This window comes from Brevibacterium sp. NPDC056726 (assembly GCF_042790515.1).
GTDB lineage: Bacteria > Actinomycetota > Actinomycetes > Actinomycetales > Brevibacteriaceae > Brevibacterium > Brevibacterium sanguinis.
The window spans coordinates 40057-60760 of record NZ_JBHTYZ010000008.1 but is presented as its reverse complement, the minus strand read 5'-3'; the positions used below and the strand labels follow the sequence as shown (position 1 = coordinate 60760).

Below are 20704 nucleotides of genomic sequence, written 5' to 3'. Positions count from 1 at the left end.
AAGAGTAGAGGACGCGGACGCGGCCCAGCCCATGTCGTCTCAGCGGGTGCGCAGCTGCGCACCGTGGGCGATCGAGGAGTCCCTAGTCTCCGGCAGCCACCGGGCGAGGACGAGGAACGCGATCGCACCGATCGCCAGGGTGTAGAACCCGGGCGCCAGGGCGGTGCCGAAGGCGGAGATGAGACTCGAGTTGACGAGGGGAGCGGTGCCGCTGAAGATCGCGTAGGCGATCGCCGTGGGCAGGGCGAGACCGACGAAGCGGAACTGCGGGGGCAGGAGCTCGGGAACGCTGATGCTGCCGACGACGCCGACGAAGTTCGTCGCGACGACCATGACGATCATGCCGAGCCAGGCCAGTGCCGCCACGCCGAGGAGGCCGTAGGCGGGGACGACGGCGATGGCGGCGATCGCGACGCTGGGGATGAGGAGACGGCGGCGACCGTATTTGTCGGCCAGTGCCCCGATCATCGGGCTGGTGATCGCGGCGACGATGAGCATGCCGGTGACGGTGATCGTGGCCTGGAGCGGAGCGAACCGGAGCTCGGAGATGAGGTAGCTCGGCAGGTAGCCGACGACGGAGGAGGTGAGGATGCCGAGGAAGACGTTGTAGACGAAGACGATCATGATGATGCCCTTGTGCTTGGCCCAGAGGTCGCGCAGGCGGGGAGCGTCGTCGATCTTCTCCTCGGTCTTGATGAAGACGGGGGTCTCGGCGAGGCGGAGGCGCACGTAGAGGCCGACCATTGCGATGAGTCCGCCGAAGACGAACGGCACGCGCCACACCCATTCCTGGTAGACGGGGCCGAAGCTCGCCTGGAGGACGAGGATGAGGGCGGTGGCGCCGACGGTGCCGAGCCACGTCGAGGTGGTGACGAAGCTGCACCACAGGCCGCGACGGCCCTGCGGGGCGTGCTCCATGAGGAACGTCGTCGCCCCGACGAACTCGCCGGCGGCGGAGAACCCCTGGAGGCAGCGGAAGACGAGCAGCAGCGCCGGTGCCCACCAGCCGATCGCGGAGAAGCTGGGGATGAGCCCGATTGCGGCGGTGGCCAGGCCCATGATGATGACGGAGATCGACAGGGCGCGGCGGCGGCCGTAGCGGTCCCCGATGCGACCGAGGACGTACCCGCCGACGGGACGGATGACGAACGCCGCGGCGTAGACGGCGAACGTCGCCGCCAGGGCACCGGCACCGCCGTCGGGCGGGAAGAACGTCGCGGCGATGATCGTCGCCGCGAACCCGTAGAGGGCGAAGTCGAACCACTCGACGAAGTTGCCGACCGTGGTGCCCGCGATGAGCGGGAGCGGTGACGATTTCTTCGGAGGTGAGTCCGGTGAGTCTGTGGCCTTGGTCTGCATCATTGCCTCCCTGTGCGACCTGGTGTGTGATGAGTGTCTCAATCCTTGCGCCTCGCCTCTGACCGGAACAATGACGGATTGTCGCGTGTTGGCGGGCGCGGAGACGACAGTTGTCGAGACCTTCGCCGAGCGGCTCGCGAACCGTTGCCGGTCCGCAGCCGCCGACCCTACGTTATTGCCCATGACACCCACAGAATCGCCCACGGACACCCAGCCGACCACGACCGCCGCGCCACAGGCATCCCGGACTCGGGAGCTTGCGCAGAGCTTCGCCGAGGACCTCATCGCCCTGCGCCGCGACCTCCACCGGGAGCCCGAGCTCGGTCGCCAACTGCCCCGAACACAGCAGCGGGTGCTCACCGCGCTCGAGGGACTCGACCTCGAGATCAGCCTCGGCGAGGAGCTGACGAGCATCACCGCGGTGCTGCGCGGGACGAAGCCCGGAGGCCGCACCGGTGCGGACCGGCCGGTGGTCCTCCTGCGCGGTGACATGGACGGGCTGCCCGTCGTCGAGGAGAGCGGTGAGGACTTCGCATCGACGACGGGGGAGACGATGCACGCCTGCGGGCACGACCTCCACACCGCCGGACTCGTCGGCGCGGCGCGGATCCTCCACGCGATGCGCGAGGAGCTCGACGGAGACGTCGTCTTCATGTTCCAGCCCGCCGAGGAGATGGACGGCGGGGCGGAGCAGATGATCGCCGAGGGCGTCCTCGACGCCGCCGGCAAGCGCGCCGACGCCGCCTACGGTCTCCACGTGCTCGCCCACGAGATCCCCCGCGGGGTCTTCACCGGCCGCCCCGGCACCCTGATGTCGGCGCCCGATTCGCTGACCGTGCGGTTCAACGGGGCGGGCGGTCACGGGTCGGCGCCGCACACGACGATGGATCCGATCCCCGCGCTCTGCGAAGCGGTGACCGCACTCCAGACGATGGTGACGCGGCGCTTCAACATCTGGGACCCCGTCGTCGTCACCGTCGGGCGGATCGCCGGGGGCACGAAGGAGAACATCATCCCGGACTCCGCGGAGTTCAATGCGACGATCCGCTCGTTCAGCCGGGAATCGCGCGCCCTGCTCGCCGAACTCGTCGTCCCGCTCATGGAGGGCGTCGCCGCGGCGCACGGACTGGAGTCGGAGGTGACGATGCGCAACGTCTACCCGCTCACGGTCAACAACCCCGATGAGCATGCGTTCATGGCCGAGACCGTCGCCGACGTCTTCGGTGAGGACCGCTTCGCCCTCAAGCCCACGCCCGACGCCGGGGCTGAGGACTTCTCCTTCGTCCTCGACGAGGTGCCCGGGACGTACCTCTTCCTCGGAGCGTGTGCGACGGGGGACCCGGCGACGGCCCCGAGCAACCATTCGCCGCTCGCCCGCTTCGACGACTCCGTCCTCCCCGACGGGGCTGCCCTGCTCGCCGAACTCGCCGTGCGCCGGATCAACCGCGTCTGAGGACGAACCCGCGCAGAGTCCCGCGCACGCATCCGCGCATGTGAGCTCGGACACCGAGGTGTGCCAGACTGTTCCACGACAGCACTGTGATCGTCGGACAATTCCGGCGGACAGGGCAGTCGCGAGTTCAGTGAGCACCACCTCGGCGGTTCGGGCCCTTCACCGGTTTCCTCCCGAACTCAGCGCGTTCATAGGAGAGAGCCATGTCAACGCAGGCGTCAGGGAAAGTCGGAATCGGGCAGCGGATGCTCGACGGGATCGAGCGGATCGGCAACAGACTGCCCGAGCCCTTCACGCTCTTCCTCGGTCTCTTCCTCCTCACCGGGGCGATCTCAACGGCGATGGCGCTCGCCGGGGTGTCGGTGACGATCCCCGGCAGCGACGAAGTCGTCGCGATCAGGGGCCTCTTCACCGGGGAGGGCCTGGCGTGGCTGACGACGACGATGGGCGAGAACTACATCGGGTTCCCGCCGCTGGCGACGGTGCTGCCGATCCTGCTCGCCGTCGGCGTCGCCGAGAAGTCGGGGATGCTCGCCGCGGCCGTCCGCGTCGCCTTCGGCAAGAGCCCGCGCTGGCTGCTGCCCTACGCCGTCGGGTTCGTCGGCGTCGTCGGGTCGATCATGGCCGACTCGGCATTCATCATCATCCCGCCGCTCGCCGCGCTCGTCTTCAAGGCCGCGGGACGGCACCCGATGGCCGGTCTCATCGGCGGGTTCGCCGCGACCGGCGCCGGATACTCGACGTCGATCGTGCCGACGAGCCTCGACGCACTCTTCGCCGGCATCACCACCTCGGTGATGGAGACGCTGCCCGGGGTCGAGTACCAAGCGGTCAACCCGGTCTCGAACTACTACTTCAACATCGTCGCCTCGATCGTCCTCGCCCTCATCGCCGGGCTCATCATCGACAAGCTCATCGAACCGAACATGGTCCGCAAGGGCGTGCCGCGCGACTACGTCGATGCGACGACGCAGGGACTCGACAAGAAGTACCAGGCGTCAGGCTCGGAGTATGCGGAGAACTCCGTGTCGGCGCAGGAGATGGAGGCCGCGCAGACGGCGATGAGCCCGACGCTCGAGCCGGCGGAGAAGCGGGGTCTGCGCTGGGCTGTCCTCGCCGCGCTCGCCCTCACCGCGGTCATCCTCTTCGCGGTCCTCATCCCCGACTCCCCGTGGCGCAACGAGGAGGGCGGCTTCCTGCCGCGGTCCCCGCTGCTGTCCTCGATCGTCTTCATCGTCTTCGCGTACTTCATGCTCATGGGCGTCGTCTACGGTCTCGTCGTCGGCACGATCCGGTCGATGAACGACATCGTCAAGATGATGGGGCAGTCGTTCGTCGACATGATGTCGTTCCTCATCCTCGCGTTCATCCTCGGCCAGTTCATCGCCCTCTTCAACTGGTCGGGCATCGGCTCGTGGATCGCCGTGGCCGGCGCGTCCGGGCTCGAGTCGATCGGCCTCACCGGCTTTGCCGCGATCATCGGATTCATGCTGCTCGCGAGCGTGCTCAACCTCTTCATCGTCTCCGGATCGTCGATGTGGACGCTCATGGCTGCGGTCTTCGTCCCGCTCTTCGCCCTGCTCGGCTACGAGCCCGCGTTCATCCAGGCCGCGTTCCGTGTCGGCGACTCCGCCACACAGGTCATCACCCCGCTCAACCCGTACATGATCGTCCTCCTCGGCCTCGTCCGCCGCTACGAGCCGAACGCCGGCCTCGGCACCGTGATCTCCCGGATGTTCCCGTTCGTCATCCCGTTCTGGCTCGCGTGGGCGGGCCTGCTGGCGATCTGGTACTTCTTCGACCTGCCGCTCGGACCCGGCAACGGGATCTTCCTCGGGCAGAACTGAGATCGATCCCCGCCGAGGTGGGGCTGTGGTGAGTGCCCATCCGCGGTGGGGTGGTGGTTCCGCAGGCGGTGACGAACCGCGCCGAGGTGGTTCCGCGGTCAGTGGGGGACCGCGCCGAGGTGCCCCGTCCTCAGGCGACCATCTCGTCGATTCCGCGGCGCCAGTCGCCGACCGTACCCGACTCGATGAGGCAGGGGCGGCGCCAGATCGGGGCGAGTTCGGCGAGTTCGAACATCGTCCGGTCGAACCATCCGGCGGCTCGGACGACGGCGTGGGGGATGGCGCCGGGTTGTCTGGGGCGTGAGCCGATGGCTTCGTGGGTGTACGCGGCGATGTCGGCGAGCGTGGGATTGGCGCTCGGAGCGATGACGAGACGGTGACGTCCCGCGCCGGCCGTGACAGTGCGTTGCCGGGGAACGTCGGCGGTGGCTGGGTGCTGTCGGCCCGTGTCGGCGATGGTTGCCTGATCGGCGGGGTCGGTCACGGTGGTGGCGGGACCGGCTACGGCTGTCGTGGGACCGGCAACGGTGGTCGCGGGATCGGCAATCTCCGCCGCCGCGTCAATCTGGCCGGCGACCACCGCGTCGGCGGTGTCGGCGAGATCGGCAGCCGCGTCGATCATCGTCCGAGCCATGTCGCCGATGACGGTGATCCCGTGGGGAACATCGGTGCGCGCGAGCACGACTGCCCGACGGCCGGCGGCGATGCGGTCGGTGATGCAGAGGCGCACGACCGAACTCGTCGGCGTGGCCGTCGCTCCGATGAGGTCGCCGGCGAGCACGCTCGCGACCTGCGCCGGGTGAGCCTCGCTGGCGTCGATGAGCTGCCGGCGGATGCGGCCCTTGTCGTCGACCGGGGAGAACGGTGAGTCGGCGGTGATCGGGGTGTCCAGCCCGGCGAACGCGTAGACCGATTCGGGAAAGACGACGGGGATGCCGAGCTCGGCCGCCGCATCCATGATCGCCGCCTCAAGGCCGGGCAGGGTCGTCGCCCACACGCGCGAGTCGTACGCGGCGTGGACACACGCGAAGATCGCTTCGGCATTCGCCTCCTCGGCGGCGGAACGGACAGCTGCGGCGTTCGACGCATCGCCCTGCGTCCACGTGATCGACCCCATGGTGCTGGCGGGAACGGCGAGAGCCTCGGCGGGCGGCGCCGAGCGGGTCATGACACGGGCATCGGTGCCGGCGGCGGCAAGGTCGCGGGCGATCTGGGCGCCGATCTGACCGAGGCCGAGGACGAGTGCTGAGCGCATGGCGGTGTTCCCTTCGTCTGGCGAGCAGCCACGAGATGTGAGCACTGCTCTCTGTTGGTGACGATATGAGCGTAGACCCGTCGCAGCGATAAAACAAGAGCAGTGCTCACATTCAATTCCGGTGCTCTCTCACCGTAGAGTGAGGGAATGGAGAAGAAGCGGACTCCGCGAGAGAAGGCGCGTGCGGAGACCGAAGCGCGCATCGTCGAGATCGGCAATCGGATGCTCGACGCCGAGGGGGCGGAGGCGCTCTCGCTGCGGGCGATCGCGCGTGAGCTCGGCATCGTCTCGAGCGCTGTCTACCGTTACGTGAAGACCCGCGACGAACTCCTCACGATCCTCATCGCCGACGCCTTCACCTCGATCGCCGAGGCGGTCGATGCCGCCCTCGAACGCGACAGGTCGGTGCCGACGCTGGGGCTGGCGATGCTCGCGTGGTCGCGGAGGTTCCCACGGCGCTGGGCACTCATCTACGGCACGCCGATCGCCGCGTATGCGGCGCCGCGCGAAGTGACGGTCGAGCTGGGCACGCGCGTCATGGCCACGCTTGTCACCCTCGTCGACGAGGCGGGCGCTGCGGACTCGGGGGACGCCCCAGAGGTGGGCACTGCAGGCGCACCAGGGTCGGGTGCAGCTGGCACCGCAGATGCGGGCGCAGCGGATGCCGTGCGCGGGCAGGTTGCCTGCGCGCAGCCGAACCCGGGTGTCGAGCGCGTCGCCGCCGAACTCGCCACTCTCGGCATCGACGTCGATGCCGCCACGACGCTTCGGGCAGTCACCGCGTGGGTGGCGATCATCGGACTCATCAGCTCGCTGCGGTTCGGGCAGTTCGGTCCCGGCTTCGATGACGTCGAAGACGACCTCATGACCGCGGTCATCGCCGAACTCGGGTGGTGAGACTGTGCACGCGGTAAGCCCGCGAACCCGGTGAGCCCGTGCACGCGGTGAGACCGTGCACGCGGTGAGACCACGCACGCGGTGAGACCGTGAATGCACTGACGGCCCCCGCTCAGTGAACGGGAGCCGTCAGGGACAAAAAAGCGTCAGGCGACGAGCTGCGAAGAGCCAAGCCCCAAAGGAGCGAGCCTCGACTCGATCAGCGGACGGGGCCGGTGAACTTCTCTCCGGGACCCTGGCCGGGCTCGTCGGGAATCGTCGAGGCCTCGCGGAAGGCCAGCTGCAGGCTGCGGAGGCCGTCGCGCAGCGGGCGGGCGTGATGGTCGCCGATGACGGTGGCGGCACCGGTGACGAGGCCGGCGAGTGCGGTGATGAGCTTGCGAGCCTCATCGAGGTCGATGAGGTCGGCGGCGGACTGGCCGGGGGTGTCCTCGGCCAGGCCGGTCTTCACGGCGGCGGCGGACATGAGATGGACGGCCGTAGACGTGATGATTTCGACGGCGGGCACCTCGGCGATGTCGCGGGTGACGTCGCCGACCGCCTCGGCGGTATTGGGGTCTTGAGAGGTCATGGGTCAAGCTTGGCACATTCCCACGTCCCGGGTGGCCGGGAGGGGTGGCGATGTGCGAAGAGTCATGAACCGTAGTACACTGGATACGGTGCGAAGCGGAGTCTGACTCCCACCTGGATCGCGACGAGCGATCGGGTCCGAAGATCTGATGTTCTTCCCCTCGTTGGAAATCGGGGATGAAGGCAGCGGGTCGAGGTGTATTCACGGAAAGATCCTGTGGTCTCAGACCCCGGTGATCGTGTGTGCAGGCTCCCTTGGCATTCGTGTCGATGGGAGCCTTTTTCATTGCCACGACACCATTTGAGCTAAAAAGGAGTGAACACATCAGCGAGACGCGCATCAATGACCGGATTCGGGTTCCCGAGGTCCGGTTGGTCGGACCCAATGGTGAACAGGTCGGTATCGTTGCCATTCGCAAGGCACTCGATCTCGCCCGAGAGGCAGATCTCGATCTCGTCGAGGTCGCCCCGCAGGCGAAGCCCCCCGTGGCCAAACTCATGGACTACGGGAAGTACAAGTACGAATCTGCCCAGAAGGCCAGGGAAGCCCGGAAGAACCAGGCGAACACCGCGCTGAAGGAGATCCGCTTCCGTCTCAAGATCGACGAACACGATTACGAGACGAAGAAGGGTCACGTGACGCGGTTCCTGTCCGGCGGCGACAAGGTCAAGGTCATGATCATGTTCCGCGGGCGCGAGCAGTCCCGTCCCGAGATGGGCATCAAGCTGCTCAACCGGTTGGCCGAAGATGTGTCGGAACTCGGCACCGTCGAATCCGCCCCGCGGGTCGACGGACGCAACATGGTGATGGTCATCGCTCCTCACAAGTCCAAATCCGACGCCAAGGCCGAAGCCCGCAAGGCATCCTCTGATGCCAAGGGCCGCAACGCCGAGGTCAAGTCCCGACGCGATCGGGTCGCTGCGGAGAAGAACGCAGCGCCCGAGGCGTGAGCAACAGGTAACGAATTGCCGGACACCTGTGTCCGGTGGGTGAAGTAGTTGTGGGCGCCCCCTTGCCCACAACGAAATGCAAAGGAGAACGGCACGATGCCGAAGCAGAAGACGAACAGCGGCGCCAAGAAGCGCATGCGCGTGACTGGCAGTGGCAAGATCATGCGCGAAGGCGTGAACAACCAGCACAAGTTCGAGGGCAAGTCCTCGAGCCGCAAGCGCCGTGTCGGTACGGACCAGGTCCTCACCGGCGGCGATCGCGCCAAGGCCCGCAAGCTTCTGGGCAAGCTCAAGGGCAAGTGACTCGGCCGCTCTGAGGCCGAACGGTCCGCTGCGGACCGATCCCCACAGCTTGAACCAGACTCCGGACTGAGATCCGGACGCAACGAATCAAAGGAGTAACACGTGGCACGTGTGAAGAGGGCAGTCAACGCCCACAAGAAGCGCCGGGTCATCCTCGACCGGGCAAGCGGCTACCGCGGACAGCGCTCGCGCCTGTACCGCAAGGCCAAGGAACAGGTCATCCACTCGCTGGTCTACAGCTACCGTGACCGCCGCGCTCGCAAGGGTGACTTCCGTCGCCTCTGGATCCAGCGCATCAACGCCGGCGCCCGCGCCAACGGCATGACGTACAACCGCTTCATCCAGGGCCTCAAGGCCGCTGGTGTCGAGGTCGACCGCCGCATGCTCGCCGAGCTCGCCGTCAACGACGCACCGACCTTCGCCCACCTCGTCAAGGTGGCCAAGGACGCCCTCCCGGCCGACGTCAACGCCGCGAAGACCCCGGCAGCCTGACGTCCCGCCCGGACTGACGCTTGGACAGCCCGCTGACGCAGTGAATGCGCGCTGACGCTGTCCCAACGGCCCCGAACCCCTGCGTTCGGGGCCGTTGGTCTGTTCTCCCACCCTGTTTTCTCCCACCCCGATCACGAAGGTGCGCCATGAAGCTGCCCGATGTCATCTCCTCGCCGCAGTCGAAGCGGATCAAGAACGCCGCGAAGCTGCTCAGCCGCCGTGGGCGCAAGGCCGCCGGCCGGTTCCTCGCCGAAGGTCCGCAGGCCGTCCGCGAAGCCCTGGCCACCGACGGTGCCGTCGACGAGCTCTTCATCACCGAGGCGGCCGCTGAGCGCCATCCGGAGTTCGCCGAGGCGGCGGCCGGGTCGAGGATCTTCCTCTCCACCGTCACCGAGGAGGTGCTCACCGAGCTCGCCTCGACCGTGAACTCGCAGGGCGTCGTCGCCGTGTGCCGGGCACTCGACGTCGAGCTCACCTCCGTCGTCGACAAGGACGCGCAGCTCATCGTCGTCCTCTCCCAGGTGCGCGACCCGGGCAACGCGGGCACGATCATCCGGCTCGCCGATGCCGCCGGGGCCGACGCCGTCGTGCTCACGTCCTCGAGCGTCGACGTCTACAACGACAAGACCGTCCGCGCCACCGCCGGGTCGATCTTCCACGTCCCCGTCGTCACGGGTGTCGGCCTCCCCGAAGTGACCGAACTCGCCCGTGCCCGTGGCCTGCAGGTCCTCGCCGCTGACGGCAACGACGCCGCGCACGACCTCCACCACCCGTGGGAGTCGGGCCTCGACCTCTCCGCACGCACCGCGTGGGTCTTCGGCAACGAGGCGTGGGGGATGCGGCCCGAAGACCTCGAGGTCACCGACGCCGCCGTGGCCGTGCCGATCTACGGTCAGGCCGAGAGCCTCAACCTCGCAACCGCCGCCGGCATCTGCATCTTCGAATCCGCCCGCAACCAGCGGATGTGAAGGCGTGGCCGCCGTGCGGGTCGGCGGCCGCGGCTGAGCAGGCGGTCAGCAGAGGCGTTTCGGGGCCGCGACCGGGCGAGCGGGCCGCGGCTTCAGCCTTCTGGGCCGCAGCTGCAGCGTCCTGGACAGGGGTCTCACGCACGCTCATGGCGAGTTCTCGCTCGTTCAACACTTGGCGTGAATATGTGGGCTTTGGGGACGACATTTTCACGCCACCTGTTGAACGAGCGGCGACCTCGTCGCCGAACCGTCGATATTCACGCCACCTGTTGAACCAGCCCACCACTTGCTCGCCGTCCGTGACGGCCATGTCACCGCCCGCCGATAGTCTGCACCCATGACGACGACACTTCTCAAGGAAGATTTCGTCTACGCCGCAGCAGTGAAGAGACTGGGGATCATCGATGTTCCGAAGGCGGCTATGGCGGACGCCTCAGCTTCCTACCGACACTGAATCGCGGACGACTGTGCGTTCATCGTGCGCGAAAGCCCTCCGAGACCGGCCGCCAGTTGCGAAACTATTCCGCCGCATCTGCGGCCTTGGCGGTCTGATAGTTGGCGACGAGTTCCCAGATGTAGCCGTCGATGTCGGCGAAGTAGCCCATGTACGAACCATCGACGTCCTGACCCCCATCGGCTGACCCGCCAGCGGCGACAGCACGGTCGAGCACCTCATCGACCTCAGCTCGGGTGGCGAAGGCACAGGAGATGATGCTGGCGCCCGGGACAGGGTTCTTCGAACCGGGCTGGCCTGAGAGCTCGAGGTACTGGCCGTATTCGTCTGCGGCGATGAAGAAGATCGAAAGATTGGGCAGTTCGAAGGCGACGATACCGTCCTCGACTCCGTCGGTTTCGAGTCCGAGTCCATCGACGTAGAAGTTCGCGGTGGCCTGAGGGTCGGCGACGGGCAATGACAGGATCGTCGTCAGTGGCTTCATGCCTGCAGTCTAGTGGGGACGAACACGGTTGGGCAGGGGCAGCCGTGTCACCGCTCGCCGATAGTCTGCACCCATGACGACTGCCGCACCGAAGCCACCGACGATCACGCATGGACAACTCGCTCAGGGCCTCCTCGGCGATATCGGGTCCGACGAGTTCCTCGAAGGGCTCGATTTCACCGACCTCGACCTCGCCGAGGCGGATGCCAAGGGAGCGACGTTCCTCGACTCCGCGCTCACCCGGGTGACGTTCGGCGGGTCGGACGGGCACGCCGACCTCACCGGCGCGCGTCTGTCCGGGGTGCGGCTCACGGACTCCCGCGCGGACACGCTGATGATGCCGCGGGCGAATCTCGTCCACACGGAGGTCTCCGGGTGCCGGATCGGTGCCGGTGTCTGCTACGACAGCGTGTGGGAGAAGGTCGTCATCGACAACTGCCGGATCTCCTACCTCAACCTGCGTTCGGCGAAGCTCACCGATGTCGAGTTCCGGGGCTGCGCGATCGACGAACTCGACCTCGACATGGCGACGGCCACCCGCGTCGCATTCCCGGGCTCGACGGTCGGAAGCCTCCAGCTCGCCGGCTCGACGCTGCGCAGCGTCGACCTGCGGGGACTCGCCCCACACAGGATGACCGGCATCCAGGCGCTGCGCGGAGCGACGATCGACGACCAGCAGCTCATGGTCTTCGCCGAACTCTTCGCCCGCGAACTCGGGATCATCGTCGAGCGAGCGTGCGCGCCGACGGATCAGCCGCCTCGGCGACGGACATCGACACCCCGGCGCCCACGGCCACGCAGAGCCCCAAGCTCACGCGGTTCACGCGCCGGTGATCACCGGTTCCGCAGCTCCTCGGTGAGCACCCGCTGGTTCTCCGAGTAGTCGATGGGGATGACGATGAGCTGGACGCCGCCCTCCTCGAACGCCGTCTCGAGCGCACCCTGGAGGTCATCGACGTTGTCGAGGCGACGCCCCTTCGCCCCGTACGATTCGGCGTACGTGACGAAGTCGGGGTTGCCGAACTGCAGTCCGAAGTCCGGGAACCCGTCGACGGCCTGTTTCCACTGGATCATCCCGTAGCCGCTGTCCTCGAGGATGAGGACGACGAGATCGAGGCCGAGGCGCACCGCGGTCTCCATCTCCTGGCTGTTCATCATGAACCCGCCGTCGCCGGCGACCGCCATGACCCGGCACTCGGGATGCGTGAGCTTCGCGGCGATCGCCGAGGGCAGCCCGGCCCCCATCGTCGCCAGCGCATTGTCGAGCAGCAGAGTGTTCGCCCTGGTGGTGCGGTAGTTGCGGGCGAACCAGATCTTGTACATCCCGTTGTCAAGCGCCACGATGCCGTCGACGGGCATGACGGCGCGGACATCGTGGATGATCCGCTGCGGAGTGAACCGGTGCTCGGTCGAGCCCTCCTCGATCTTCGCGAGGATCCCCGAGCGCATCGGCAGCAGCGCCTGCGCATTGGGCACCTGCCCCTCGAGCAGGTCGGCGAGCCGGTTGAGAGTGGGACCGAGATCCCCGACGACCTCGAGCTGCGGGAAGTACACCTGTTCGACGACTGCGGCGCGGAAGTTGAGGTGGACGACGGTCGGACCGTCCTCGTCCATCGTGAACGGCGGCTTCTCCGTCGTGTCGTGGCCGATCGTGACGATGACATCGGCGCTCTCGATCGCATCGTGGACGTAGTCGCGTTCGGTCAGCGCCGCCGTGCCCATGTAGAGCTCGCTCGACCCCGACACCGACCCCTTGCCCATCTGCGTCGTGAAGTAGGGGATCCCGACGCGGGGCACGAACTCGGCCAGGGGGAGTCGGCAGCCGGCGCGAGAGGCATCGGCGCCGAGCATGAGCAGGGGACGCTCGGCTTCCCGGATGATCTTCGCGGCCGCTTCGAGCGAAGCGTCCGGGGCGACCGGCTGGATCATCCGGTGCGGCGGGATGAGCTCAAAGTTGTAGACCGGGGTGGCGGCGATGTCCTCGGGCAGTTCGAGGTGGACGGGCCCCGGACGTTCGTCCTGCGCGACCCGGAACGCCTCCCTGACCATGGTGGGGATCATCGTCGCCGAGGTGATCTGATGCGTCGACTTCGTCAGCGGGCCCATCGCGGCGACCGTGTTGACGATCTGGAAGCGCGCCTGCTCCGCGGTCCGAATGCCCTTCTGACCGGTGATCATGACGACGGGCATCCCGCCGAGGTTGGCGTACGCGGCCCCGGTCGCGAGGTTGAGTGCCCCCGGCCCGAGCGTCGTCAGGCACACGCCGGGCTTGCCGGTGAGCCGGCCGTAGGTCGCGGCCATGAAAGCGGCGGCCTGTTCATGACGAGTGATGATGAGTTCGATCGAGGACTCGCGCAGGGACTCGACGAAGTCGAGGTTCTCCTCCCCGGGGATCCCGAAGATCCTCTCGACGCCTTCGTTCTCGAGCGCCTGGACCATGACATCGGAGGCTTTGACTGGATTCGTCGTCATGTCTCGACACTAGCGCGACTGGACCCGCAGAGCACGGGTGGGTGATGAATCGGACACGGAGGACTGCCTCGGCGCCGGAACGTGGTCAGCACCCGGACGCCGACCGTCGGGGGAGGGGGGGCGAAGGGATAGACTGTTCTGCGGCATAGGCACACGCGCAAAGGACATCGATGACAGACCACTTGGACCCCTTGGACGAGTCAGCCGTGCAGGCCGCCGTGGACACGGCACTGACCGCATTCGCTGACGCCGCCACCCTTGATGACCTCAAGCAGGCGAAGATCGACTTCATGGGCGACAAGTCTCCCTTGGCACTGGCGAACCGCGCGATCGGCGGACTCGACAAGGCCGACAAGGCCACCGCCGGCAAGGTCGTCGGACAGTCCCGCGGACGGGTGAAGAAGGCCCACGACGACCGCCTGGCCGAGCTCGAGGCCGAACGCGACGCCGCGGTCCTCGTCGACGAGGCCATCGACGTCACCCTGCCGAGCGATCGGCGCGGGCTCGGCGCTCGCCACCCGCTCTCCCTCATCCAGGAACAGGCCGCGGACTACTTCGTCGGCCTCGGCTGGGAGGTCGCCGAGGGACCTGAGATCGAAGCGGAATGGCTCAACTTCGACGCCCTCAACTTCGGTCCCGACCACCCGGCCCGCCAGATGCAGGACACGTTCTTCGTCGACCCGCCCGAGGCCGGTCTCGTCCTGCGCACCCACACCTCGCCGGTGCAGTCGCGGTCCCTGCTCGAACGCGGAGTCCCGCTCTACGTCGTGTGCCCGGGCAAGACGTTCCGCACCGATGAGCTCGACGCCACCCACACCCCGGTCTTCCACCAGATCGAGGGCATCGCGATCGACAAGGGTCTGACGATGGCGAACCTCAAGGGCACCCTCGACGGCTTCGCCCGGGAGATGTTCGGCCCGGAGTCGATGACCCGACTGCGCCCGAGCTTCTTCCCGTTCACCGAACCGAGCGCGGAGATGGACTTCTGGTTCCCCAACAAAGTCGGCGGTCCCGGCTGGATCGAATGGGGCGGCTGCGGCATGGTCCACCCCAATGTGCTCCGCGCCGCCGGCATCGACCCCGAGGTCTACCAGGGCTTCGCGTTCGGCATGGGCATCGAGCGCACGCTCATGCTCCGGGAGGGAATCAACGATATGCACGACATGGTCGAAGGCGATGTGCGCTTCTCGGCCCGTTTCGGAATGAAGGCTTGAGAGATGCGCGTCCCACTTTCCTGGCTGGCCGACTACGTCGACTACCCGGCCGACACTGATGCCCACGCCCTCGCCGCGGAGTTCGCCGCGATCGGGCTCGAAGAGGAGGACTACTTCGGCGCCGAGGTGACCGGACCCCTCGTCGTCGGTCGTGTCCTCGACCTCGTCAAAGAGGAGCACAAGAACGGCAAGACCGTGAACTGGTGCCGGGTCGACGTCGGTCCCGAGCACAACGAGGCCGCCGACGATCCGAAGGACCCGCAGCCCGGCGAGGAGCGTCCGAGCCGCGGCATCATCTGCGGTGCCCACAACTTCGTGCCCGGCGACCTCGTCGTCGTCAGCCTGCCCGGCGTCGTCCTCCCCGGTGACTTCCGGATCGCTGCCCGCAAGACCTACGGTCACACCTCGGACGGGATGATCTGTTCGGCCGCCGAGCTCGGCCTCGGCGAGGATCATGACGGCATCATCGTGCTCACCGACCTCGGACTGAGCGGCGAACCGGGCGACGACGCGATCGCCCTCCTCGGCCTCGACGATGTCACCCTCGACGTCAACGTCACCCCCGACCGCGGGTACCAGCTGTCGATGCGCGGCATCGCGCGGGAGTACGCGCAGATGAAGGGGCAGTCGTTCACCGACATCGGCAGCCCCGAGGTCGCCGCGGTCAACGCCCCCACCGCTGACGGCTTCCCGGTCGTCATCGACGACGCCCGTCCCATCGACGGCGTGCCCGGATCCGATGTCTTCACCGCCCTGCAGGTCACGGGCATCGACCCGACGAAGACGACGCCGTACTGGATGCGCCGTCGCCTCATCGAGGCGGGCATGCGCCCGATCAGCCTCGTCGTTGACATCACGAACTACGTCATGCTCGAACTCGGGCAGCCGCTACACGCGTACGACACCGCACTGCTGGGCGAGGAGATCGTCGTCCGACGCGCCGAGGCGGGGGAGAAGTTCACGACGCTCGACGACGTCGAGCGCACCCTCGATGCCGAGGACCTTCTCATCACCGATCGCAGCGCCGACGGCTCGTCGAAGATCATCGGCCTCGCCGGGGTCATGGGCGGTGCGGCCGTTGAGGTGAATGACGCGACGACCGACGTCGTCATCGAGGCCGCGCACTTCGACCCGATCTCGATCGCCCGGACCTCGCGGCGGCACAAGCTCTCCTCCGAGGCCTCGCGTCGCTTCGAACGCGGTGTCGACCCGCGGCTGGGACCGGTGGCCGCCCGGCGCTGCGCCGACCTCCTCGTCGAGCTCGCCGGGGGCACGCTCAGCGCCGCGACGGCGCAGATCGGCGACGCACCGGAGCCCACCGTCATCGACCTCGCCGTCGACCGGGTCTCCTCCGTCGTCGGCGTCGACTACTCCGCCGCCGAGGCGATCTCCCTGCTCGAGGGCATCGGCGCCGGTGTCGAGGACCGCGGCGACGGACTGCTGCGGGTGACCGTGCCGAGCTGGCGTTCGGACATCACCGCCGACATCGACCTCGTCGAGGAGGTCGCGCGCACCGGCGGCTACGACAGGATTCCCTCGGTCCAGCCGGCCGCACGTGCCGGTGCGGGACTGACCGACGCCCAGCGGGCACGCCGTCGGATCTCCAATCTGCTCACCGCGGACGGGTTCACGGAAGTCCTCAGCTACCCGTTCACCTCGGCGAAGCGCGATGACGAGATGCGGCTCGAGGCCGACGATCCCCGGCGCCTCCACATCCGGTTGGCCAACCCGATGTCCGAGGACCTGCCGCTGCTGCGCACCACCTTGCTCTCGACGCTGCTCGACGTCGCGACCCGCAACTTCGGTCGCGGGGCCAAGGACGTCGCGCTTTTCGAAGCCGGACTCGTCTCCTCGGCAGCGGACCTGCCGACCACACCGGGACCGCGCTTCCTGCCCGGCTACCACCCGACGGCTGAGCAGCTCGAGGAGATCTACGCCTCGGTGCCGGCACAGCCCTACCACTACGCGGGAGTCGTCGCCGGACATGCGGAGTTCCCAGGAGTGTGGGGCAAGGGCCGGCGGGCCGACGCCGCCGATGTCATCGACATCGTCCGCCGGATCGCCGCAGTCAGCGGTGACGAGGTCAGCGTCGAGGCCGAACGCGGAGCCCCCTGGCACCCGGGCCGGGCCGCGAAGTTCACACTCGCCGGCGGCGGCGTGCTCGGATACGCCGGTGAGCTGCATCCGAAGGTCATCGAGAACCTCGGCCTGCCGGCGCGCACCGTCGCCTTCGAGATCGACCTCGATGCGCTGCTGGCGCAGGCGGACCTGCGGACGTGGGACGGCGCACTCTCGACGTACCCGGTGTCCCGGCAGGACGTCGCGCTCGTCGTCGATGCCGACCTGCCCGCGCAGACCCTCGCGGCGACGCTGACCGAAGGGGCCGGCGACGACCTCGAGGCGCTCGAGATCTTCGACCTCTACACCGGCGACCAGCTGCCCGAGGGCAAGAAGTCGCTGGCGTTCCGGTTGACGTTCCGGGCCCCGGATCGCACGCTCAAGGCCGATGAGGCCTCGGCGATGCGGGAGGCCGCGACGGCGCTCGCGACCGAGCGCCACGGTGCCCAGGTGCGCAGCTGACACGGTGCGCAGCTGATCCGTCTGATCACCAGTCGACGAGTGAGGAGACCGACCCATGAGTGAGAACCTTCCGTACGGGACGAAGCTGCCCGGCCAGCAGGCCGGTGGCGGGGCCACCGCGGTGCCGCGTGAGACGATCGCGCTCATCACCGGGGGTGCCCGCGGCATCGGGCGTCACCTCTCCGAGGCGTTCGCGAAGGCCGGCTACCGCGTCGTCCTCACGGCCACCTCGGCGACGAAGGCCCGGGAGGCGGCTGCCGAAGTGGCGCTCGCGACCGGGGGAGAGGCCACCGGCTTCGGACTCACGGTCGACGACGTCGATTCGGTCGCCGAGCTCAAATCCCAGGTGACGAGCCTGGAGAAGGAGACCGGGCAGCGTCTGCAGGTGCTCGTCAACAATGCCGGGCGGATCGAATCGACGGAAGGTCCGCTCTGGGACGCCGATCCTCAGAGCCTGGCCCTCGTCGTCGAAGCGAACGTCCTCGGGGTCGCGCTCATGGTCAACGCGTTCGCGCCCGTGCTCATCGATGCCGCCGTGGCGACCGGTCGGACGAGTGCGATCATCGATCTCAACTCGGGGTCGGGGGCGACGGGGACGCCGGCGTATTCGGTGTACTCGGCGTCGAAGGCGTCGCTGTTCCGGATCGCCGATTCGGTTGTCCACTTCGGGCATGAGAAGGGTCTGCGGATCTTCGAGATGGCGCCCGGTGTCGTCGAGACGTCGATGACGAAGTCGATGCCCGTCCACGATCACCGCACCACCGGTGATTGGACGACCCCGCAGCAGGTCACCGACCTCGCGTTGGCTCTGGCCTCGGGCTCGCTCGATGCGTTCACCGGGCGGTATGTCCGCGCAGGTGCCGATACGGAGCAGTCCCTCCTCGCCGAGGCGGCCGGCGGTCTCTCCGACTCGACCCGTCGCCTGGTGCTCGGCTGACCTGGGTCCACCCGTGACCGCAGTGACCGTGCCAGGGTCGGCTTCTCGGGGTGCGTCTCAGCCACCTTCCGGTCGCTCGGCAACCCAGCGCCACGGTGCTCAGCGCCCTGACGGTGGCTCGAATCGGGTGCGAACGCTGCTCATCGACAATGCCGACTCGTTCACGTTCAATCTCTTCCATCTCCTCGCCGAGGTGAATGGCTGCGAGCCGGTCGTCGTGCCCAACGATTGGGCAGAGTACTCGCTGGCCGTGCTTGAGGAATTCGACAATGTCGTCATCTCACCGGGGCCGGGGACGCCCGAGGTTCCCGCTGACTTCGGGATCTGTGCCGACGTCATTGCACATGCGGAGATTCCGGTGCTCGGCGTGTGCCTCGGGCACCAGGGGATCGCCTACGTTCACGGCGGAACGGTGGCGCACGCGCCGGAGCCGCGGCATGGGCGCGTGTCCGAGATTCAGCATTCGGGTACGGATCTGTTTGCCGGGCTGCCGTCGCCGTTTGAGGCGGCGCGGTATCACTCGCTCGCAGTGACCGAGTTGCCGTCGAGCCTTGTGCCCACGGCATGGTCGGATGACGGTGTGCTCATGGGGCTGGCGCACACGACGCGACCACAGTGGGGTGTGCAGTTCCACCCGGAGTCGATCGTCACCGAGCACGCGGCTGACCTGTTGCGGAACTTCCGGCGACTGACCGAGGAATGGTGGGCGCGGACGGGGCACGAGGTGTCTCCTTCGACGGCTGATTCGGTGGCCCGCGAGGGGACGTCGCCTGCGCGCTTCCTTCGCAATGAAGCGGTCGAGGGTGATCAGCTCGCGAATGAAGATGTGTCGCGTCGGGAACTCGCCGTGCATGTGCGTCAGCTGCCACTTCGCGGCACCGCATTGAACGTGTTCAGCGCGCTCTACGGCGACGAGCCCGAAGCAGTGTGGCTCGACGGCAACATGCCCGGTCATCCCGATTCGAGGTTCTCGATCATGGGCGCCCCGACGGGGCCTTTGAGTCGGTCGGTGAGAGCAGACGTCCCCACCGGGACGCTCGAAGTGCGGTCGGGAAACGGCACTGAAACCATTGAATCGGGATTCTTCGATTGGCTCAAGAACGATATCGGCTCGGTCGACCTCACCTACGCCGATGACGGAGGCGATCTGCCGTTCGCGTTCCGCCTCGGATGGGTCGGGTATCTGGGCTACGAGCTCAAGGCTGAAGTCGGTTCGCCGCTCAAGCGCGAGGCCGACACCCCGGACGCTCTCATGATGTTCCTCGATCGCGCCGTCGTCATCGACAACGAGACGAGCACGCTCTATCTGCTGGCGCTCAGCGGGGACGGAGTTGATAGCGCCCAGTGTGAAGGGTGGCTCGATGTGGTTGCCGAAGTGATCGGCATGCCGTCACTCGATGATGTATCAGTGACCGCTGCGCGATCGGTGGATGAGCCTGCCGACGTCGAGATGCAGGCCGCAGCTCCAGAAGGACACGAGCATCGAAGCGTCGCTGCGGAGGATTTCGCCGGCATCCCTGGTCTCAGCGCCCGACATTCGAAAGCGGAGTATCTTGAGCTCATCGCCGAGGCACAGCGACTTATCAATGACGGGGAGACCTACGAGGTCTGCCTGACGAACATGCTCGAGACGCAGTGGACGCGCGACTCCCTGGAGACGTATGTCGATCTGAGGCGAGATAATCCGACGCCGTTCGGTGCATTCCTGCGATCGCCCGAGGTGAGCGTGCTGAGCACGTCGCCGGAACGCTTCCTGCGGATCTCGGCTGGTGGCGAGGCGGAGTCGAAGCCGATCAAGGGAACTCGACCGCGGGGGAGCGGAGCTGAGGAAGACGAGGCTCTCAAGGACGATCTGCGGTCGTCGGTCAAGGACCGTTCCGAGAATCTCATGATCGTCGATCTGGTTCGTCACGATCTCGGCATCACTGCCGAGCTGGGATCGGTCGAGGTTCCCAAGCTCTTCGACGTCGAGACTTATGCGACGGTCCATCAGCTGGTGTCAACGGTGCGCTCGCACCTGGGCAGGGGAGCGACTCCCGTTGACTGTGTTCGAGCAGCCTTCCCGCCGGGCTCGATGACGGGAGCCCCGAAGCATCGCACAATGTCGATCATCGACGAACTTGAGAGCGGCCCCCGCGGCGTCTACAGCGGAACTATCGGATACTTCTCCCTCAACGGTGCCGTCGACCTCAGCGTCCTCATCCGCACAGCGATCGCCTTTGAGCAGTCGATGTCGTACGGAGTAGGCGGGGCCATAGTCGCGCTGTCGAGTCCTTCGGAGGAGCACCGAGAAACCATCGTGAAATCGAGACCATTGCTTCGAACTTTTAACGAGAAGGTTGAACCAGCAAGCTCCCTGCAGTCTCGGGCCTCGGGGCATGGATTGCGAAGTTCGACTGGAAAGCTTCCCCTCTCCAGCTGAGCGCCGGTCTTCAGACCAACGAATACGACTTTCAATCACTAAGCAA

17 protein-coding genes are annotated in these 20704 nt (G+C 67.2%); 12 read left to right on the top strand and 5 right to left on the bottom strand.

Translation table 11 applies throughout. The features are described 5' to 3' along the window. Positions 1 to 39: 39 nt before the first annotated feature. Entirely contained in the window at positions 40 to 1362 is a 1323-nt protein-coding gene (locus ACFQ91_RS16715) for an MFS transporter (RefSeq protein WP_344251755.1), read from the bottom strand. A 178-nt stretch (positions 1363 to 1540) separates the two neighbouring features. Here ACFQ91_RS16715 and ACFQ91_RS16710 point away from each other — a divergent pair, with 178 nt between their 5' ends. Together ACFQ91_RS16710 and ACFQ91_RS16705 are read left to right on the top strand one after the other, a co-directional pair. Beyond that, positions 1541 to 2812, top strand: a complete 1272-nt coding sequence (locus tag ACFQ91_RS16710) for a M20 family metallopeptidase (RefSeq protein WP_344251756.1) — start codon at positions 1541 to 1543, stop codon at positions 2810 to 2812. A gap of 203 nt (positions 2813 to 3015) precedes the next feature. Then, the gene (locus ACFQ91_RS16705) at positions 3016 to 4659 is read left to right on the top strand and encodes an AbgT family transporter (protein WP_344251757.1); all 1644 of its coding nucleotides are present in this window, start codon (positions 3016 to 3018) and stop codon (positions 4657 to 4659) included. 130 nt (positions 4660 to 4789) lie between these two features. Here ACFQ91_RS16705 and ACFQ91_RS16700 read toward each other — a convergent pair whose 3' ends face one another. Continuing rightward, entirely contained in the window at positions 4790 to 5914 is a 1125-nt protein-coding gene (locus ACFQ91_RS16700) for an NAD-dependent epimerase/dehydratase family protein (RefSeq protein ID WP_344251758.1), read from the bottom strand. 147 nt (positions 5915 to 6061) lie between these two features. On the opposite strand from ACFQ91_RS16700, the gene ACFQ91_RS16695 reads away from it, so the two are divergent. Then, positions 6062 to 6811 (top strand): TetR/AcrR family transcriptional regulator, encoded by a 750-nt coding sequence (locus ACFQ91_RS16695; protein ID WP_211979079.1) that lies wholly within the window; start codon positions 6062 to 6064, stop codon positions 6809 to 6811. 199 nt (positions 6812 to 7010) lie between these two features. On the opposite strand, the gene ACFQ91_RS16690 is transcribed toward ACFQ91_RS16695, so the two are convergent. Further along, a complete protein-coding gene (locus tag ACFQ91_RS16690; RefSeq protein ID WP_137825247.1) occupies positions 7011 to 7382 on the bottom strand; it encodes a DUF1844 domain-containing protein in 372 nt (123 codons plus the stop codon). A gap of 263 nt (positions 7383 to 7645) precedes the next feature. Between ACFQ91_RS16690 and infC the strand changes: the two genes are divergently transcribed. The 4 genes from infC to ACFQ91_RS16670 all read left to right on the top strand — a co-directional run bounded on the left by infC (position 7646) and on the right by ACFQ91_RS16670 (position 10095). Continuing rightward, positions 7646 to 8332: a translation initiation factor IF-3 gene (gene infC, locus ACFQ91_RS16685; protein WP_249121075.1), complete on the top strand. Its 687-nt coding sequence runs from the start codon at positions 7646 to 7648 to the stop codon at positions 8330 to 8332. A 96-nt stretch (positions 8333 to 8428) separates the two neighbouring features. Next, a complete protein-coding gene (gene rpmI, locus ACFQ91_RS16680) occupies positions 8429 to 8635 on the top strand; it encodes a 50S ribosomal protein L35 (protein WP_063250542.1) in 207 nt (68 codons plus the stop codon). A gap of 102 nt (positions 8636 to 8737) precedes the next feature. Continuing rightward, positions 8738 to 9127, top strand: coding sequence for a 50S ribosomal protein L20 (gene rplT, locus ACFQ91_RS16675; RefSeq protein ID WP_137825246.1), 390 nt, complete (start codon positions 8738 to 8740; stop codon positions 9125 to 9127). Positions 9128 to 9273: 146 nt separating this feature from the next. Beyond that, positions 9274 to 10095 carry an RNA methyltransferase gene (locus tag ACFQ91_RS16670; RefSeq protein WP_198499095.1) on the top strand — a complete coding sequence of 274 codons (822 nt, stop codon included), beginning with the start codon at positions 9274 to 9276 and terminating at the stop codon, positions 10093 to 10095. 518 nt (positions 10096 to 10613) lie between these two features. Here the strand turns inward: ACFQ91_RS16670 and ACFQ91_RS16665 are convergent. Next, the gene (locus ACFQ91_RS16665) at positions 10614 to 11033 is read right to left on the bottom strand and encodes a VOC family protein (RefSeq protein WP_198499094.1); all 420 of its coding nucleotides are present in this window, start codon (positions 11031 to 11033) and stop codon (positions 10614 to 10616) included. A 73-nt stretch (positions 11034 to 11106) separates the two neighbouring features. On the opposite strand from ACFQ91_RS16665, the gene ACFQ91_RS16660 reads away from it, so the two are divergent. Beyond that, positions 11107 to 11916: a pentapeptide repeat-containing protein gene (locus tag ACFQ91_RS16660; RefSeq protein WP_376870394.1), complete on the top strand. Its 810-nt coding sequence runs from the start codon at positions 11107 to 11109 to the stop codon at positions 11914 to 11916. Here the strand turns inward: ACFQ91_RS16660 and ACFQ91_RS16655 are convergent. Next, positions 11868 to 13505: an acetolactate synthase large subunit gene (locus tag ACFQ91_RS16655; RefSeq protein ID WP_198499092.1), complete on the bottom strand. Its 1638-nt coding sequence runs from the start codon at positions 13503 to 13505 to the stop codon at positions 11868 to 11870. The genes ACFQ91_RS16660 and ACFQ91_RS16655 overlap by 49 nt on opposite strands. A 170-nt stretch (positions 13506 to 13675) precedes the next feature. Here ACFQ91_RS16655 and pheS point away from each other — a divergent pair, with 170 nt between their 5' ends. The 4 genes from pheS to pabB all read left to right on the top strand — a co-directional run bounded on the left by pheS (position 13676) and on the right by pabB (position 20658). After that, the gene (gene pheS / locus ACFQ91_RS16650) at positions 13676 to 14719 is read left to right on the top strand and encodes a phenylalanine--tRNA ligase subunit alpha (protein WP_198499091.1); all 1044 of its coding nucleotides are present in this window, start codon (positions 13676 to 13678) and stop codon (positions 14717 to 14719) included. Between the two features lie 3 nt (positions 14720 to 14722). After that, positions 14723 to 17299, top strand: coding sequence for a phenylalanine--tRNA ligase subunit beta (gene pheT, locus ACFQ91_RS16645; protein ID WP_198499090.1), 2577 nt, complete (start codon positions 14723 to 14725; stop codon positions 17297 to 17299). A gap of 55 nt (positions 17300 to 17354) precedes the next feature. After that, on the top strand, positions 17355 to 18236 hold the full coding sequence (locus ACFQ91_RS16640) for an SDR family NAD(P)-dependent oxidoreductase (RefSeq protein ID WP_198499089.1): 882 nt from the start codon (positions 17355 to 17357) through the stop codon (positions 18234 to 18236). A gap of 127 nt (positions 18237 to 18363) precedes the next feature. Then, positions 18364 to 20658 (top strand): aminodeoxychorismate synthase component I, encoded by a 2295-nt coding sequence (gene pabB / locus ACFQ91_RS16635; RefSeq protein WP_376870386.1) that lies wholly within the window; start codon positions 18364 to 18366, stop codon positions 20656 to 20658. The last annotated feature ends 46 nt before the right edge of the window (positions 20659 to 20704 follow it).

Excerpts from the sequence above, each read along its gene's own strand:
- ACFQ91_RS16715 (WP_344251755.1), bottom strand. The coding sequence starts at position 1,362 with ATGATGCAGACCAAGGCCACAGACTCACCGGACTCACCTCCGAAGAAA.
- ACFQ91_RS16710 (WP_344251756.1), top strand. The coding sequence starts at position 1,541 with ATGACACCCACAGAATCGCCCACGGACACCCAGCCGACCACGACCGCC.
- ACFQ91_RS16705 (WP_344251757.1), top strand. The coding sequence starts at position 3,016 with ATGTCAACGCAGGCGTCAGGGAAAGTCGGAATCGGGCAGCGGATGCTC.
- ACFQ91_RS16700 (WP_344251758.1), bottom strand. The coding sequence starts at position 5,914 with ATGCGCTCAGCACTCGTCCTCGGCCTCGGTCAGATCGGCGCCCAGATC.
- ACFQ91_RS16695 (WP_211979079.1), top strand. The coding sequence starts at position 6,062 with ATGGAGAAGAAGCGGACTCCGCGAGAGAAGGCGCGTGCGGAGACCGAA.
- ACFQ91_RS16690 (WP_137825247.1), bottom strand. The coding sequence starts at position 7,382 with ATGACCTCTCAAGACCCCAATACCGCCGAGGCGGTCGGCGACGTCACC.
- rpmI (WP_063250542.1), top strand. The coding sequence starts at position 8,429 with ATGCCGAAGCAGAAGACGAACAGCGGCGCCAAGAAGCGCATGCGCGTG.
- ACFQ91_RS16670 (WP_198499095.1), top strand. The coding sequence starts at position 9,274 with ATGAAGCTGCCCGATGTCATCTCCTCGCCGCAGTCGAAGCGGATCAAG.
- ACFQ91_RS16665 (WP_198499094.1), bottom strand. The coding sequence starts at position 11,033 with ATGAAGCCACTGACGACGATCCTGTCATTGCCCGTCGCCGACCCTCAG.
- ACFQ91_RS16660 (WP_376870394.1), top strand. The coding sequence starts at position 11,107 with ATGACGACTGCCGCACCGAAGCCACCGACGATCACGCATGGACAACTC.
- ACFQ91_RS16655 (WP_198499092.1), bottom strand. The coding sequence starts at position 13,505 with ATGACGACGAATCCAGTCAAAGCCTCCGATGTCATGGTCCAGGCGCTC.
- pheS (WP_198499091.1), top strand. The coding sequence starts at position 13,676 with ATGACAGACCACTTGGACCCCTTGGACGAGTCAGCCGTGCAGGCCGCC.
- pheT (WP_198499090.1), top strand. The coding sequence starts at position 14,723 with ATGCGCGTCCCACTTTCCTGGCTGGCCGACTACGTCGACTACCCGGCC.
- ACFQ91_RS16640 (WP_198499089.1), top strand. The coding sequence starts at position 17,355 with ATGAGTGAGAACCTTCCGTACGGGACGAAGCTGCCCGGCCAGCAGGCC.